At 42.2% G+C, this 15,071-nt stretch carries 17 protein-coding genes; 9 read left to right on the top strand and 8 right to left on the bottom strand.

The genetic code is table 11. The features are described 5' to 3' along the window. Positions 1-133 precede the first annotated feature (133 nt). Both Xsze_RS16865 and copM read right to left on the bottom strand, forming a co-directional pair. The gene (locus Xsze_RS16865; protein WP_038235939.1) at positions 134-478 is read right to left on the bottom strand and encodes a RidA family protein; all 345 of its coding nucleotides are present in this window, start codon (positions 476-478) and stop codon (positions 134-136) included. 69 nt (positions 479-547) lie between these two features. Continuing rightward, the gene (gene copM / locus Xsze_RS16860) at positions 548-919 is read right to left on the bottom strand and encodes a CopM family metallochaperone (protein WP_038235937.1); all 372 of its coding nucleotides are present in this window, start codon (positions 917-919) and stop codon (positions 548-550) included. Between the two features lie 254 nt (positions 920-1,173). Here copM and yoaA point away from each other — a divergent pair, with 254 nt between their 5' ends. The 4 genes from yoaA to fadD all read left to right on the top strand — a co-directional run bounded on the left by yoaA (position 1,174) and on the right by fadD (position 6,612). Beyond that, positions 1,174-3,090, top strand: coding sequence for a DNA repair helicase YoaA (gene yoaA, locus Xsze_RS16855; protein WP_038235936.1), 1,917 nt, complete (start codon positions 1,174-1,176; stop codon positions 3,088-3,090). Positions 3,091-3,153: 63 nt separating this feature from the next. After that, positions 3,154-3,849, top strand: coding sequence for a tRNA (adenosine(37)-N6)-threonylcarbamoyltransferase complex dimerization subunit type 1 TsaB (tsaB, locus tag Xsze_RS16850; protein WP_038235934.1), 696 nt, complete (start codon positions 3,154-3,156; stop codon positions 3,847-3,849). 51 nt (positions 3,850-3,900) lie between these two features. After that, entirely contained in the window at positions 3,901-4,485 is a 585-nt protein-coding gene (locus tag Xsze_RS16845; protein ID WP_038235932.1) for a Slp family lipoprotein, read from the top strand. Between the two features lie 435 nt (positions 4,486-4,920). After that, positions 4,921-6,612: a long-chain-fatty-acid--CoA ligase FadD gene (fadD, locus tag Xsze_RS16840; protein ID WP_038235930.1), complete on the top strand. Its 1,692-nt coding sequence runs from the start codon at positions 4,921-4,923 to the stop codon at positions 6,610-6,612. A gap of 50 nt (positions 6,613-6,662) precedes the next feature. Here the strand turns inward: fadD and Xsze_RS22245 are convergent, their stop codons facing one another. From Xsze_RS22245 to Xsze_RS21860, 3 genes are all read right to left on the bottom strand, one after another. After that, on the bottom strand, positions 6,663-6,839 hold the full coding sequence (locus Xsze_RS22245; RefSeq protein ID WP_156935873.1) for a hypothetical protein: 177 nt from the start codon (positions 6,837-6,839) through the stop codon (positions 6,663-6,665). A gap of 30 nt (positions 6,840-6,869) precedes the next feature. Further along, on the bottom strand, positions 6,870-7,034 hold the full coding sequence (locus Xsze_RS22240) for a hypothetical protein (protein ID WP_156935872.1): 165 nt from the start codon (positions 7,032-7,034) through the stop codon (positions 6,870-6,872). Positions 7,035-7,622: 588 nt separating this feature from the next. Beyond that, positions 7,623-7,778: a hypothetical protein gene (locus Xsze_RS21860; RefSeq protein WP_156935871.1), complete on the bottom strand. Its 156-nt coding sequence runs from the start codon at positions 7,776-7,778 to the stop codon at positions 7,623-7,625. Positions 7,779-8,660: 882 nt separating this feature from the next. On the opposite strand from Xsze_RS21860, the gene rnd reads away from it, so the two are divergent. Further along, positions 8,661-9,821 (top strand): ribonuclease D, encoded by a 1,161-nt coding sequence (gene rnd, locus Xsze_RS16825; RefSeq protein WP_038235924.1) that lies wholly within the window; start codon positions 8,661-8,663, stop codon positions 9,819-9,821. Between the two features lie 97 nt (positions 9,822-9,918). On the opposite strand, the gene minE is transcribed toward rnd, so the two are convergent. From minE to minC, 3 genes are read right to left on the bottom strand one after another with little or no spacing between them, the layout of a single operon-like run. After that, positions 9,919-10,188, bottom strand: coding sequence for a cell division topological specificity factor MinE (gene minE / locus Xsze_RS16820; RefSeq protein ID WP_038235922.1), 270 nt, complete (start codon positions 10,186-10,188; stop codon positions 9,919-9,921). 3 nt (positions 10,189-10,191) lie between these two features. Then, on the bottom strand, positions 10,192-11,004 hold the full coding sequence (gene minD / locus Xsze_RS16815) for a septum site-determining protein MinD (protein ID WP_038235920.1): 813 nt from the start codon (positions 11,002-11,004) through the stop codon (positions 10,192-10,194). Between the two features lie 23 nt (positions 11,005-11,027). Next, positions 11,028-11,711, bottom strand: a complete 684-nt coding sequence (minC, locus tag Xsze_RS16810; RefSeq protein ID WP_038235918.1) for a septum site-determining protein MinC — start codon at positions 11,709-11,711, stop codon at positions 11,028-11,030. A 160-nt stretch (positions 11,712-11,871) separates the two neighbouring features. Between minC and Xsze_RS16805 the strand changes: the two genes are divergently transcribed. From Xsze_RS16805 to Xsze_RS16790, 4 genes are read left to right on the top strand one after another with little or no spacing between them, the layout of a single operon-like run. Then, positions 11,872-12,144 (top strand): YcgL domain-containing protein, encoded by a 273-nt coding sequence (locus Xsze_RS16805; protein WP_038235916.1) that lies wholly within the window; start codon positions 11,872-11,874, stop codon positions 12,142-12,144. Positions 12,145-12,188: 44 nt separating this feature from the next. Continuing rightward, on the top strand, positions 12,189-13,289 hold the full coding sequence (locus Xsze_RS16800) for a lytic murein transglycosylase (protein ID WP_099139148.1): 1,101 nt from the start codon (positions 12,189-12,191) through the stop codon (positions 13,287-13,289). A 56-nt stretch (positions 13,290-13,345) separates the two neighbouring features. After that, the gene (locus Xsze_RS16795; protein WP_038235913.1) at positions 13,346-14,002 is read left to right on the top strand and encodes a fumarylacetoacetate hydrolase family protein; all 657 of its coding nucleotides are present in this window, start codon (positions 13,346-13,348) and stop codon (positions 14,000-14,002) included. Between the two features lie 18 nt (positions 14,003-14,020). Continuing rightward, positions 14,021-14,458: a YcgN family cysteine cluster protein gene (locus Xsze_RS16790; protein ID WP_209435269.1), complete on the top strand. Its 438-nt coding sequence runs from the start codon at positions 14,021-14,023 to the stop codon at positions 14,456-14,458. Positions 14,459-15,071 lie beyond the last annotated feature (613 nt).

Genomic DNA, 15,071 nt, shown 5'->3' with positions numbered 1-15,071 from the left:
TAATGAAATAAAGGAATACTAAAGATAGCATTATCCGGTTAATGATTTTTATCATTGCCGGATAATGTTGCAGAATTAGAGGCACCGAATATGAATGACTCCGGTGCCTTATTCAGGATGGGATAAATTCAAATTATAAAGCGGCGATCACTTTGATTTCTACTTTATACTCAGGATTCATCAATGCGGCTTGAACTGTACAGCGAACAGGCGCACTTCCCGCAACAACCCACGCATCCCAAGCGGCATTCATGCCCGCAAAGTCCGTTTTGTCTGCCAAGAAAATCGTTGCATCCAAAATTTTGCTTTTATCTGATCCAAGGCGGAGCAAAAGGGTATCAATGGCTGCCAGTGTGTTGGTGGTTTGTTCTGTAATATTGCCGTCCAGATTTTCAGGTACACTGGTATAATAAATAGTCTCATTATGAATGACTGCTTCTGACCAGCGAGTATCCGGATCAATACGTTTGATAGTCATTAAATCTCCTGTTGATTTATCCCGTTTTGGTGGGTTGGGAGTGTACGGTAGAGCGGTCTGATGGCGAAATTATTTTTTAGCTTTGCTTTTCTCAAGCCATTTTCGCATTTGTTCAATTTCGGGACCTTGAGCATTGATAATGGCTTGCGCTAATGCTTTCATTTCGGGATCTTTACCGTATTTGAGTTCAATGGCAGCCATATCGATCGCCCCTAAATGATGAGCAATCATGCCTTCAGCAAAGGCTTCATCCGGATCTTCAATATTCAAGCTCTCAGCCATGTTTTCATGCATTTTTGACATTGATTTATTTAATTCCTTTTGCATGGCTGTTGTCGTTTCTGAGGAGCCGGGGTGAGTGTGGGAGTTTGCTTGATTAGCTGAAGCGCCAAATGAAATCGCGGTGATCAGAATAGTAGCTAAAGGAAGTATTTTTTTCATGGCATTACCCTATTTGGTTATGTAAATTTGATAAAAACTATAGAGTTTCCCCTTACGGGAAGGTCAATAAACTCAAATAATATTTAATATAATTTACAAATGGTGATACTTGGATAATGGGTTTTCATCAAAATGAAAGAGTTTTGTGCTCATTATTGATGGATTTGATTAATGATTTTTTCATGTCTTTTATTAATTGTTTGTTTATATTAAATATTTTATTATTCGAATCATTTTATTGAAAGAGACTGTCCGTGTCAGACGATTTTGCGAAAAATGGCGTGCTTGCCAAAGCCATACCGGGTTTTAAACCGCGCGATGCTCAGCGGGAAATGTCTTCAGCCATTACTCTTGCTATTGAAAAACAGCAACAATTGGTCGTGGAAGCAGGAACAGGGACTGGTAAAACGTATGCGTATCTGGTGCCAGCTTTACGTTCTGGAAAGAAAGTGATTATTTCCACCGGCTCTAAGGCGTTGCAAGATCAGCTTTACAGTCGTGATCTTCCTACCATCGTTGATGCCTTGGGCTTTAAGGGTAATCTGGCACTGTTGAAAGGGCGTTCAAATTATTTATGCCTTGAACGCATTGAACAGCAGTCAATGGGCAGTTCTCAGCTAGAAGCTGACATGTTGTCAGAAATCATCAAACTGAAACACTGGTCAACGCACACGGAAAATGGCGATATCAGTACTTGCCATGATGTTGCGGAAGACAGCCCTGTCTGGCCCCTAGCCACAAGTACGAATGATAATTGCCTGGGAAGCGATTGTCCGAATTATCAGGACTGTTTTGTTCTCAAGGCTCGCCGCAAAGCGATGGAAGCGGATGTGATTGTCGTTAACCATCATCTGTTTATGGCAGATATTGTCGTTAAGGACACCGGATTCGGCGAGCTTATCCCACAGGCAGATGTGGTGATTTTTGATGAGGCACACCAAATTCCTGATATAGCCAGCCAATATTTCGGACAACAACTCAGTAGCCGCCAATTGATGGATTTATCACGTGATATCATTATGGCTTATCGCACTGACGTACGGGATCAGGCTCAATTGCAAAAAAGTGCAGATCGCCTCACTCAAAGCGCTCAGGATTTTCGCTTGTTACTGGGCGAAAGCAGTTACCGGGGAAACCTCCGAGATGCCTTGCAACAGCAACAAATTCAACGTGCATTAATACGGTTGGATGATGCTTTGGAATTGTGCTATGACGTGATGAAACTTTCTTTGGGACGTTCCGCAATGCTGGATACCGCTTTTGAGCGGGCGACGGTTTATCGAAATCGCCTGAAGCGGATCATTAACGTTACAGTGCCTAACTATAGCTATTGGTTTGAATGCCATGGGCGACATTTTTTGCTGGCACTCACGCCATTGTCCGTTTCTGACAAATTCAGCGAGATTATTCATGAACAATCGGGATGCTGGGTTTTCACTTCGGCCACTTTATCAGTCAATGAACAGCTTAACCATTTCACAGAACGTTTGGGGCTAAAAAAAGCCCGGACATTGCTTCTGCCCAGTCCCTTTGATTATCAACGCCAGATGTTGCTGTGCGTTCCTCGCCATTTGCCATCTCCCAATCAGAATGGCGGGGCAAAATGGCTGGCCCGTATGTTGAAGCCATTAATTGAAAGTAATCAGGGACGTTGTTTCTTTCTTTGCACTTCCCACCAAATGATGCGTAGTCTGGCGGAAGAATTTCGTTCCAGTATGACGCTACCGGTATTAGTGCAGGGGGAAACCAGCAAAAGCCAGCTGTTATCGAAGTTCATTGCTTCTGGCAATGCATTGCTGGTGGCCACGGGCAGTTTTTGGGAAGGTGTGGACGTTCGGGGAGATGCGTTATCTTGTGTCATCATTGATAAATTGCCCTTTACGGCGCCGGATGATCCCTTGCTTAAAGCGCGTATTGAAGATTGCCAATTGAAAGGGGGAGATGCTTTTCATGAGGTTCAGCTGCCTGATGCCGTCATCAGCCTGAAGCAAGGTGTAGGACGTTTGATCCGCGATATTGATGATTATGGCGTTGTTATTATTTGTGATAATCGGTTGGTGGTGCGTCCGTACGGCGAGGTTTTTCTTAACAGCCTGCCCCCGGCGCCCCGTACCCGTGATTTATCAAAAGCAATCAAGTTTCTCAAATCCCGCCCATTACAGTCAGGGTAAAATTGTCGGGGCTATGGTAGTATAGCCCTTTGTTTTGAATTCTATTCTTGCCGGAGTTAAGGCATGTCCACGCGGATTTTAGCTATTGATACTGCAACCGAAGCCTGTTCTGTTGCACTTTGGAATAACGGTGTTGTTGAAACACAATTTGAAATTTCCCCACGAGAGCATACTCAACGTATTTTACCCATGGTTCAGGACGTGTTATCGAAGAGTCATATAACCCTGCAAGAATTGGATGCATTAGCATTTGGTCAGGGGCCGGGCAGTTTTACGGGGGTACGCATTGGGATTGGGATTGCACAAGGACTGGCATTGGGCGCTGAATTGCCGGTGCTGGGTGTTTCTTCTTTAAAAACGATGGCACAGGGCGCTTTTCGCCTGAAAGGGGCAACAAATGTTTTGGTTGCCATTGATGCGCGTATGGGGGAAGTTTATTGGGGGAAATATACCCGCAATTCACGGAATGAATGGGAAGGCGATGAAACAGAAGCAGTTCTGAAGCCTGAGCAAGTCCGAACGATAATGAATTCATTATCTGGTGAGTGGGCAATTGCTGGAACAGGGTGGGAGGCGTATCCTCAATTATTGGATACCTCTTTAACACTGTTGGTAAGTGGCATTACTTTACCTCATGCAGAAGATATGCTCCCTCTGGCATTACAGAAATGGGAAGCAGGAGAAGCAACTGCGGTTGAGCATGCTGAACCCGTTTACTTACGCAATGAAGTAACATGGAAGAAATTACCCGGTCGTTAAATAAGTTATAGTTAATCTATCTTATCAATTTCATACCGAGTGGGAGGAACTATGCCCAATGGAACAATCAATCGAAGCATGTTGCAAGCGGTGATATTGTTAGGAACATTGATACTTGCAGGTTGTTCAAGTGTTCCTGACGTTATCAAAGGGACAACCAAAACACCGGTGGAAAACTTGTTTGCTGTCAAGAACATGCCTGAATTATACATTGGGCATGAAGGACGATTTGGTGGAAAGGTTCTGAGTGTTTTAAACGAAAAAGACCAGACCCGGTTGGAAATTTCTGCCATGCCCCTGGCAAATAATGCAGCCCCGCGTTTGCAAGCACCTTCTCTGGGGCGTATTTACGCGTATGTGAAAACCTTCTTGGAGCCCAGCGATTTTAAAGACCATTATGTCACTGTTGTTGGTCGGGTTGTTGGGCTTGAAAAGGGAGTGGTTGGTCATAGTCCCTATGATTACGTTGCGGTGGATGTCACGGGATTGAAACGTTGGCATGAATCACAGCGGGTCATTTTCCCTCCTTCTGCTGGCACAGATCCATGGAACTACTATGGCACGCCTTATGACCCGTTTTGGCGAATTTCTTCACCACTTCAGCCAGCATTAGTTGAAAAAGTGTTGACTGATTAAAAACCAATTGACCGCACTATTAAGAAAATGACGTAAGATAACCTAATAAATGTTGAGGTTATCTTACGAGATAACGGTCATATATGATGTTCTTAATAAGTATTTTTTATTAATATGCTATTTTTATAGCTATTTGGAATAATCATTAGACTTTAAGTCAAAAATCTGTAAATAAGTGTATAATCAACAAATTATAAGCATTTTCGTTTATTTTTGTTTTAACTAATTGATAATTAATAAAAAATATATGGGTGGCGGAGGCTGCCTTATTTTTTTTGCAGCAATGGATCGCATTAAATTAGTGATGTATATCGCCAACCTGAACATTGTCACTTTCCAAACTGGTACGCTGAGTTAATAATTTGTTAAATATACAGGTCTGGTTTGTTTTATGGTCAGTGGTTACATCGCAATTAGATTTCAGGAGTATTCAACTTGGAAAAAGTCTGGCTAAAACATTATCCGGCAGATGTTCCGGCAGAAATCGATCCCGACCGCTATTCGTCGTTGATTGAAATGTTTGAAAATGCTGTGGCGCGTTATGCCGATCAAGTCGCATTTATCAATATGGGCGAGGTGATGACTTTCCGTAAACTGGAAGAACGTAGCCGAGCCTTTGCTGCCTATTTACAGAATGGGTTGGGGCTGAAGAAAGGGGATCGTGTGGCATTGATGATGCCAAATTTGCTGCAATACCCCGTGGCATTGTTTGGCATTTTAAGAGCAGGGATGATAGTCGTCAACGTCAACCCGCTTTACACCCCGCGTGAGTTGGAACATCAGCTGAATGACAGCGGCACATCTGCCATTGTTATTGTTTCTAATTTTGCACACACCTTAGAAAAAGTTGTCTTCAATACACAAGTTAAGCACGTTATTTTGACGCGGATGGGCGATCAACTGTCGCGGCCAAAAGGAACACTTGTCGATTTCGTTGTTAAATACGTTAAACGGTTGGTACCAAAATATCACTTACCGGATGCCATATCATTCCGTAGTGCAATGCATAAAGGCTATCGTATGCAATATGTCAAACCCGATGTTAATGGCGAGGATTTGGCATTTCTGCAATATACCGGTGGCACGACAGGCGTAGCGAAAGGCGCAATGTTAACGCATCGCAATATGTTGGCCAACCTGGAACAAGCCAAAGCCAGTTATGCTCCGTTACTGAAAATAGGGCAAGAACTCATTATTACCGCATTGCCGCTATATCATATTTTTGCATTGACGATAAACTGCCTGTTCTTTATTGAATTGGGCGGACAGAATTTGCTGATCACCAACCCCCGCGATGTCCATGGCACGGTCAAAGAGCTATCACGCTATCGTTTTACCGCATTATCAGGTGTGAATACGCTGTTTAACGCCTGGGTGAATAATGCTGAATTCCAGAAACTGGATTTTTCTTCATTGAATTTATCGGTTGGCGGTGGAATGGCAGTGCAGAAAGCCGTCGCTGAGAAGTGGGAAAACCTGACTGGTTGCCACTTGCTGGAAGGTTATGGGCTAACGGAATGTTCACCTTTGGTTGCCGCTAACCCTTATGATTTGGCTCATTATAGTGGCAGTATCGGCTTGCCTGTTGCGTCAACAGAACTCAAACTCATTGGTGATGACGGCAATGAAGTTTTGCCGGGAGAAGCCGGTGAAATGTGGGTGCGTGGTCCGCAGGTAATGAAAGGCTACTGGAACCGCCCTGATGCGACGGATGAAGTACTGAAAGAAGGTTGGCTGGCAACAGGGGATATTGCCAACATTGATGAAAATGGCTTTTTCCACATTGTTGACCGGAAAAAAGACATGATTCTGGTTTCGGGGTTCAATGTCTACCCGAATGAAGTCGAAGATATTGTGGCTTCCCACCCTAAAGTATTAGAGTCGGCAGCTGTAGGGGTTCCAAGTGAAAACTCGGGGGAAACCGTTAAAATATTTGTAGTTCGTAAAGACACGAGCCTGACCGAGGATGAACTTAAAACACATTGTCGCCGTTACCTGACAGCATACAAGGTACCGAAACTCATTGAATTCCGCGATGAATTGCCAAAAACCAACGTGGGTAAGATCCTGCGTAAAGAATTGCGTAATGAAGAATTGGAAAAAGCAAATAAAGCTGTTGTGAATTAATCTTATTTTTCTATCCAAGCTCTTTTAAGTGATAATCGTTGGCAAAATAGTCAATTGAAAGAGAAGGATATCACCATAATGCCGGTTTTTTTACCGGCTTTTTTGAATGCATTATTGCCAATCAAACCAAACCTTGACGTGTTCCATGCCGTATCAATCCGGAACGGGATCGCCTGGCCGGCTTTTTCACCCTGCACTATCGCCACCCGGTGGATTTTTTCTAACACCCGTTTCCCTTCTGGCTGTCCCCGCGGGGATCAGCCCTGCCTGCCGGTGTAACAGGTCCAGCATGGCGGCGTACTGATGGTGGCGGGTGCCAGCCTGCTTTCATGCAGTGCCGGCAGATACGGGCGCCCTTTGGCAATACACCATTGACACCATAACCGGCTGGCCTTCATCAGTTGCTGCCAGGTGTTGTCCACAAAGGCTTCCTTGCCTTTCATAAATGTATGGAGGTTGAGCAGGGCCTCCTCATTCAGGCCCGGATTTAATAAATTTTGGGCAACATGATGAAATATTTAGTTTACTTTAACATCATGGAACTTTTCGATGAAATGGGCGCAAAACCCCAACTTGCCGAGGGCATTGGATTCGGTCACGACATTAGTGCCTATTCCCCCGTCCCCATGCATTCTTCATATTCAATCTTCATACACCTATCATATAACCAGGATTTATCAATATACTGTCGGCATATATTCTCAGCCTGTATGCGGCATTGTGGATTCGGATATGGGTCGCTTTGTTTTAAACTTTTCGCTAAGCCCGTATTGGGCATCAAAGAAATAAATATACTCATTAATGAAGCGTAATAACATAGTCTTTTCATTTTAATACCTTTTAATTAGGGGTTTGGGGAGAAATGGAACCATAATGAAGGTTAAGGAATTACATAGAATGGATAGGATAAATAAGTAAGTTAACTGTATACCAACTAATCTTATCAATATGCACTCAGATTGAGTATACACAAACTTAGTTAACCATTTTATAACCTAAAGCAGATTAAACTAGCCTAACCAATCAAACGGACTCAAATTAGATTTGAGTACTACCAACCCCCTTATGGCACTGACGACAAGGAAAATCACATCAATCAGATCGTACTGACGATTAATATCAGCGCGTGTTTCTTTAACAACGGATAAATGTTCAATCAGGGTCATATGCAAGCTACTTATATTACTTTTATTTATATAGAGCGAGGAATGTTAACTTAAGAATAATAATATAAGGTATACTGCGTTGGTATTTAATTGTTTGAATAAATAAAATTTAGTGCTGGAAACAATAACATTCTATAAAGAAAAAATCTACTTTTTCGTAATGTGAAAGAAACTTTTTTACATTAAGTGTTAAACCAGAAAATAATATTTTTTATAGCCATAATTATTAATATATTACTTACAATAACCTCAGGTTAGAAAATAATAAAAAACATAATCTTTTAAATGGAATACCAAAAAGGTGAAGTACCAAGAAGCAGCTCAGTTATATTTTTATCAATTTTTTATTGAAAAAAAAGTAAAATGAAAAATTGGGTAATAATAATTCCATAGGAAATCTAATTTATTACTTTCCTTCAACCAACTCTATCATCACACTCTTTTTCGCCTCAATATTGCGGATATAACCCAACCCGGTTTCGGGCTGTTTCCAATTGCCTTCGTGCATGATCTGGGTGAGGCTGTAGCCCGTCGGTCATGTCCTGCGCGGCCCCCACCCACGCACTGTGGCCGGTTCAGGTGGCATGGCGGCCTTTGTTTCGGGCTTCTTTTTTTATCACCGTGGACGACCGCGTGAATTCTGTTTTAATGCTGAGCATAGTCTGGCGATTTGCTTCTGCTGAATATGACCGACATTTTCATCGCATTCATCGCATCAGACACAGGTATCAGCGAACCGGATTTGTTAAAGTTGTGGCAAGCGGAAAGCATGTTTAATACTATAGAAATTGCTGTCCAACTGAAGGATATTCAGAGATTTTTATGGTTTGTATATAACGGCATTCACTGTTATATTTTCCTGTGGCATTTACATGTAATACAATGTATTTAAAGGATATTTTATTGTTAAGTTATAATTATCAGTTGATTGCTACCGACACCCAATTGCAGTTGATTTGTGAACAGGCAAAAAAACAAGCAAGAATTGCATTGGATACTGAGTTTGTACGCACACGAACGTATTATCCTCATTTAGGTCTAATACAACTGTTTGATGGAGAACAGCTTTCTCTGATAGATCCCTTGGGGATCTCACAATGGCAACCTTTCAGGGAATTATTGACTGACCCGAATGTATTGAAATTTATTCATGCAGGAAGTGAAGATCTAGAGGTTTTCGGAAATAGCTTCCAGTGTTTGCCTGAGCCTATGATTGATACTCAGGTGTTGGCAGCGTTTATTGGCCATCCAATGTCATGTGGTTTTGCAACGTTGGTTGCTGAATATCTGCATGTAGAGTTGGATAAAAGCGAATCCCGCACCGATTGGTTAGCTCGCCCATTAAGTGAAAAGCAGTGTGAATATGCTGCGGCAGACGTTTATTACTTATTGCCCCTTGCTGATATCCTGATGGAAAAAACTGAACAGGCAGGGTATCTCGGTGCGGCAAAGGATGAAAGCAAGCTGATAGCTCGTCGCCGTCAAGAAATATTACTGCCAGAATGCGCTTACAAAGACATCGGTAATGCCTGGCAATTGCGGCCAAGGCAGCTGGCTTGTTTGCAAAAATTGGCTGCATGGCGATTAAATCAGGCGAGGGAGCGTGATTTAGCGGTTAATTTTGTGGTTCGTGAAGAAAATTTATGGCAGATAGCCCGCTATTTGCCGACATCTTTGGCTGAGTTGAGTGCCTTAGGATTAAGCGGGCAGGAAATTCGCTGCCATGGTCGCCGCTTACTGGCGATGGCCGCGGAGAGTAAAGATATTTCAGAGGAGGCGTGCCCGGCTCCAGTGATGAACTTAATTGATCATCCCGGCTACCGCAAGGCATTTAAAGATATTAAATCATTAGTGACCCAGGTGAGTGAATCTCATCATTTTAGTGCTGAATTACTGGCTTCCCGCAGGCAAATCAATCAGTTGCTCAATTGGCACTGGAAACTAAAATCATCAGAATCTCAGCCTGAATTAATCCGCGGCTGGCGTGGTCAATTATTGGCTGAACCGGTTGCTGAAATATTGGCGAACTATTCAGGGCAATAATGCAAAACGGTGCTGTCAACTTAAATCGGGATGTTATACATCCCGATCTATTACTGAAAAATCACAGTATTCAATTAAATAGCGTCATTTGATACTGCTATTTTAGCGATTCCTCAATCTCCGGTAATGTTACATTGAGTTCCAGTACTGAGATGTCATCATTTTTTTGCTCAAACTGCACAGAAAGCATTTCTGGATTGATTTGCACATATTTGCAAATAACGGCCAGAATATCTCTCTTCATTTCAGGCAAATAGGCAGGCTCCGAGTCACCACGGCGCCGCTCTGCCACGATGATTTGTAGCCGCTCCTTGGCGATATTGGCTGTCGGTTTTTTTCTCGACAGGAAGAAATCTAACAAAGCCATGCGTTACCCCCCAAACAGGCGTTTTAAAAAGCCCTTCTTTTCTTCTTCGATGAAACGGAAAGGTCGTTCTTCACCGAGTAAACGTAATACGGTATCTGCATATGCTATCCCCGCATCAGACTCTTTATCCAGAATGACAGGTTCACCTTGGTTGGACGAACGGAGAACCGACTGGTCCTCTGGTATGACACCAATTAAAGGAATGCACAGTATTTCCAGGACATCTTCCATGCTCAGCATATCACCACGGTTGACGCGTCCCGGATTATAACGCGTCAGAAGAAGGTGTTCTTTGATGGGTTCATCGCCTTGTTCTGCCCGGCGTGATTTAGACGCCAAGATACCTAAAATGCGGTCAGAGTCGCGAACAGACGAAACCTCTGGATTTGTTGTAATAATTGCTTCATCGGCAAAGTAAAGCGCCATCAATGCACCACTTTCAATACCGGCTGGTGAATCACAGATAATAAATTCAAATCCCTGTTGATCCAACTCATTCAGGATTTTTTCGACGCCGTCCCGGGTAAGGGCATCTTTATCACGGGTTTGAGAAGCAGGCAAAATGTATAAATTATCTGTGCGCTTATCTTTTATAAGCGCTTGATTTAAAGTGGCATCACCTTGAATGACGTTCACGAAGTCAAAGACTACTCGACGTTCACAGCCCATGATCAAATCGAGATTTCGTAAACCGATATCAAAATCGATAACGACGGTTTTTTTCCCTTTTTGGGCGAGACCAGTAGAAATGGCCGCGCTTGAAGTGGTTTTGCCAACGCCACCTTTACCAGATGTAACAACAATAATGCGTGCCATGAAGCGATTCCTTGTTATAAGGGCTAGACTAAAGTTTCAATAGTTAATTCATTGTTCACCAGACGTAATTTTGCTGCTTTTCCAACAAAATCGTCCGGGAATTTTTCGCTGAGCCAATATTGACCGGCAATAGAAGCGAGTTCAGCATTTAAATGAGTGCAGAAAATCTGGCTCTCTTGATCACCAGATGCGCCTGCCAATACTCGTCCACGCAGCACGCCGTATATATGAATATTTCCATCAGCGATTAATTCAGCGCCAGCGCTCACATTGCTTGTTACAATGAGGTCGCTGTTTGGCGCATAAATTCTTTGTCCTGAACGAACAGGTGTATTAATTATACGAGTTTTTTTGAAAATTGGTTCAGTTTGATTATTTTCTTGTGTAAGAGCTTTTTGACTTTTTCCCTCTTTTAGTAAAGGAAGTTCTGATTTTAAAACTATTTTTCGTTGCTCTTCGTTTTGACAACCACTAATGCCGACAATACGCAGCCCAACCGACTCGATGATTTTGCAAAGAGCGGAAATGTCTGCGTCAACAGGAAGATTGGCTATATTGATAACAACAGGCGCATTCTTCAGGAAGTCAGGGGCCTGTTCCATTTTTTCCTGGATAGCCTTGTGAATGATTTCCGGCTGGTCATCATGCAGATGAACAACCGAAAGCGTAAAATTACTGCCTTTTAGCTCAATTGGCGACTGTGGCATCGATATTCTGACTCAGCAAAGTTAGGGTTTCCCACAAAAATCTCTGGAACTGTTTTCTGTAACAGTATCTGGGAGACGATATTCTTAAATATAATAAGCATGTTATAGTTAGTGAATTATTCAAGCAAGTCGCAGAGTTAATTAAAAAGAGTTTATGCCAATGATTTGTGTAATCTATAGAAGCCCAAAACGTGACCAGACATATCTTTATATTGAAAAAAGAGGTGATTTTTCACGCGTTCCTGAAGAATTATTAAAAACCTTTGGGGAACCACAATATTCAATGATGATTTCATTGTCAGACAGAAAAAAACTGGCCAATGCCGATATTGAAAAAGTGAAAACGGCGCTGAATGAAAAAGGGTTTTATTTGCAAGTTCCCCCACCAGTGGAAAGTTTGCTCAATGAGCATTTAGAACCCATGAAAAAATAAATAATTGCTGGCAATTGTGTGCTCCTGAATTGAGGAACTGATTTATGAAATTGATCACTGGGATGACTTTATTGACGGCAACCTTACTGTCAGGTTGCAATGCATCATGTACTGCCGGCCTATGTGATAAACAGTTGAACAACCAACCTGCATTGACTGCCCAATCAAAGGCAGAAGTTCGGGGATTGGTGCAACATTTTCCATTGGATTCCCGTGAACCATCGCAATTTCCTGCTTATGTGGCATTGCTGAAACAGCAAGCGCGCGAGCAGGGTTTCAGTGAAACAACATTGGACAGGGCATTTGCTGATATCCATTTTATTCCACGGGTCATTAAGGCTGACCGTAATCAGCCGGAAAAAAAAATTACCTTGGATGATTACCTGAAACGTGTTTTGCCAACCTGGAAAATTGAACAAGGTGTTGCACAATATAAAAACCATCTTTCCCAGTTAGCGAAAATCAGCCACAAATACAAAGTACCGGAAGCCTATATCGTTGCTTTATGGGGCCTGGAAAGCGGCTTTGGTAAACTTCAGGGAAAAGAAGATGTTATCTCCGCATTATCAACACTGGCTTTCGAAGGCCGTCGAGAAGTGTTTTTCATCAAACAATTATTGGCAGCGCTGGAAATCATGGAGAGCCAATACATTGATGAAAACAAAACACTAAAAGGCTCTTGGGCGGGGGCGATGGGGCAAAATCAGTTTATGCCAACTTCCTATTTAACCTATGGTGCAGATGGGGATGACGATGGAAAAATTGATATTTGGGATAACAAAACCGATGTTTTCGCCTCTACGGCAAACTATTTGGCCAAGGAAGGATGGCAGCAAGATTTACCGTGGGGATATCGCATTTCTTTGCCTGCGGATTTTGACATGACTCTGGAAGGGATCAAAACTGAACAGGGGAAAACCATTGCTCAATGGCAGATGCTGGGGGTGTCATCGCCTCATTTGGAAAATTTACCGGCAAATACTAAGGGCTGGATTGTTATCCCGGATGCTCCTGCCAAAAGAGCATTTTGGGTCACCCAAAATTTCCGTACTATTATGCATTGGAATCGTTCTTACTACTTTGCCCTCAGTGTTGGTATGATGGCAGATGGTATCACGCAACGAACCCATTTCCTTACTCACTGAAACTCAGAGTGTAAAACTTGGCCCAGGCGTATTGGAAACAGATAAGGAAGAATATTATGTATCAGCATCGAGATTGGCAGGGGGTATTGTTAAATTTTCCTGCTAATAAAGTCGTTTGTGTTGGCAGTAATTACGAGAATCACATGAAAGAAATGGGTTCTCAGGCTACTGATGAACCCGTGATATTCATCAAACCTGAAACGGCACTTTGCGATCTCTGTCAGCCTGTTTCCATTCCGTATACACTAGGTTCAGTGCATCATGAAATTGAATTGGCGGTTTTGATTGGTTCAACACTGAAAAACGCTAATGAGGAACGCGTAAGTCAAGCGATTGCGGGCTTTGCTGTTGCACTGGATTTGACATTACGTGATTTGCAACGTGAATTTAAACGGTCAGGGCAACCGTGGGAAAAAAGCAAGGCATTTGATGGCTCGTGCCCGATATCGGGTTTTATCCCGGCGAATGCCTTTGGTGATCCACAAAATACTCAACTGTCTTTGACAGTGAATGGTGAATTGCGCCAGAACGGCAATACGAGTGACATGCGAATACCTATAGTCCCGCTGATTAGCTATATGTCACGTTTTTTTACCCTGCGTCCGGGCGATATTATTTTAACGGGAACGCCTGAAGGCGTAGGGCCATTACACTCTGGTGATAACCTAAGCATCTCTCTTAATGAGTATGTTTTGACAACCAGAGTAATTTAACCATGAGGAATGACAGAAATTATGTCTCAACCTTTTTGGCAGGTTAAAACCCTGGAGCAAATGACAGATCAAGAATGGGAAGCACTGTGTGATGGTTGTGGTCAGTGCTGCCTGAATAAGTTGATGGATGAAGATACTGATGAAATCTATTTCACCAACGTTGCTTGCAATCAACTGAATATTAAGACGTGTCAGTGTAAAAATTATGAGGATCGTTTCAGGTATGAACCTGACTGTATCAAACTGACACGTGAGAATATGGTGACTTTTGAGTGGCTGCCGCAAACCTGTGCCTATCGTTTGATTGGCGAAGGGAAAAAATTATTGCCATGGCATCCATTGATTAATGGTTCGAAATCAGCCATGCACGCTGAGCGTATTTCCGTCAGGTATATTGCTGTGCGCGAAGCTGATGTAGTTGACTGGGAAGAGCATATTCTCAATAAACCCGAATAAGTGTTTTATGGATTGATATAAAAGGGATTTTATATCATGCATTGTATGCTTGGGGCTTATTTTGGGCATATTGGGGGCATAGGAGCCGAAATCAGCATTTAGAATACCTTACGGGCTCAGGTTATTATTTTGCAATACCAAAATGTTTTTATTAAATGAGTGTAATGGATGAAATGGAAATGCCTAATTCTAAAGCTAGAATTCAAGTCTGAGTACCAGTATTAGTTTTTAATAAATAATAAATGGATGATTCGGTTCTGAAATCGAAAGTTAAAAGATTAACATGTCATATTATATGCTGCTCTTTGATATTACTTTAGAGGTAGATCTGAATTATAAAAGGGGAGGGAAGACACGTTACTACCTCGATAGGGATAGATATCTTAGTGAAAAAGAATCTGAATGTGAAAATACTTTGGGTTTTAATTGTTGTTCAAGATAATATCATTCATGAATGAATATTTATCTATTTAGAGATAATCTGAATGGATTTTTTTCAACGAATATCAAAAAGAATTATAATTAAATAATACACGCATCCATTCTTGAAATAGTCATTAATGTGAATATTTCCCTCTCTTTTTCGGCTTTAAATAGTGAATAAAAACTGATA

Origin of the sequence: Xenorhabdus szentirmaii DSM 16338, assembly GCF_002632585.1 — a bacterium.
GTDB lineage: Bacteria > Pseudomonadota > Gammaproteobacteria > Enterobacterales > Enterobacteriaceae > Xenorhabdus > Xenorhabdus szentirmaii.
The sequence above is the reverse complement of the archived record's forward strand: the minus strand, read 5'-3'. Positions and strand labels throughout refer to the sequence as shown.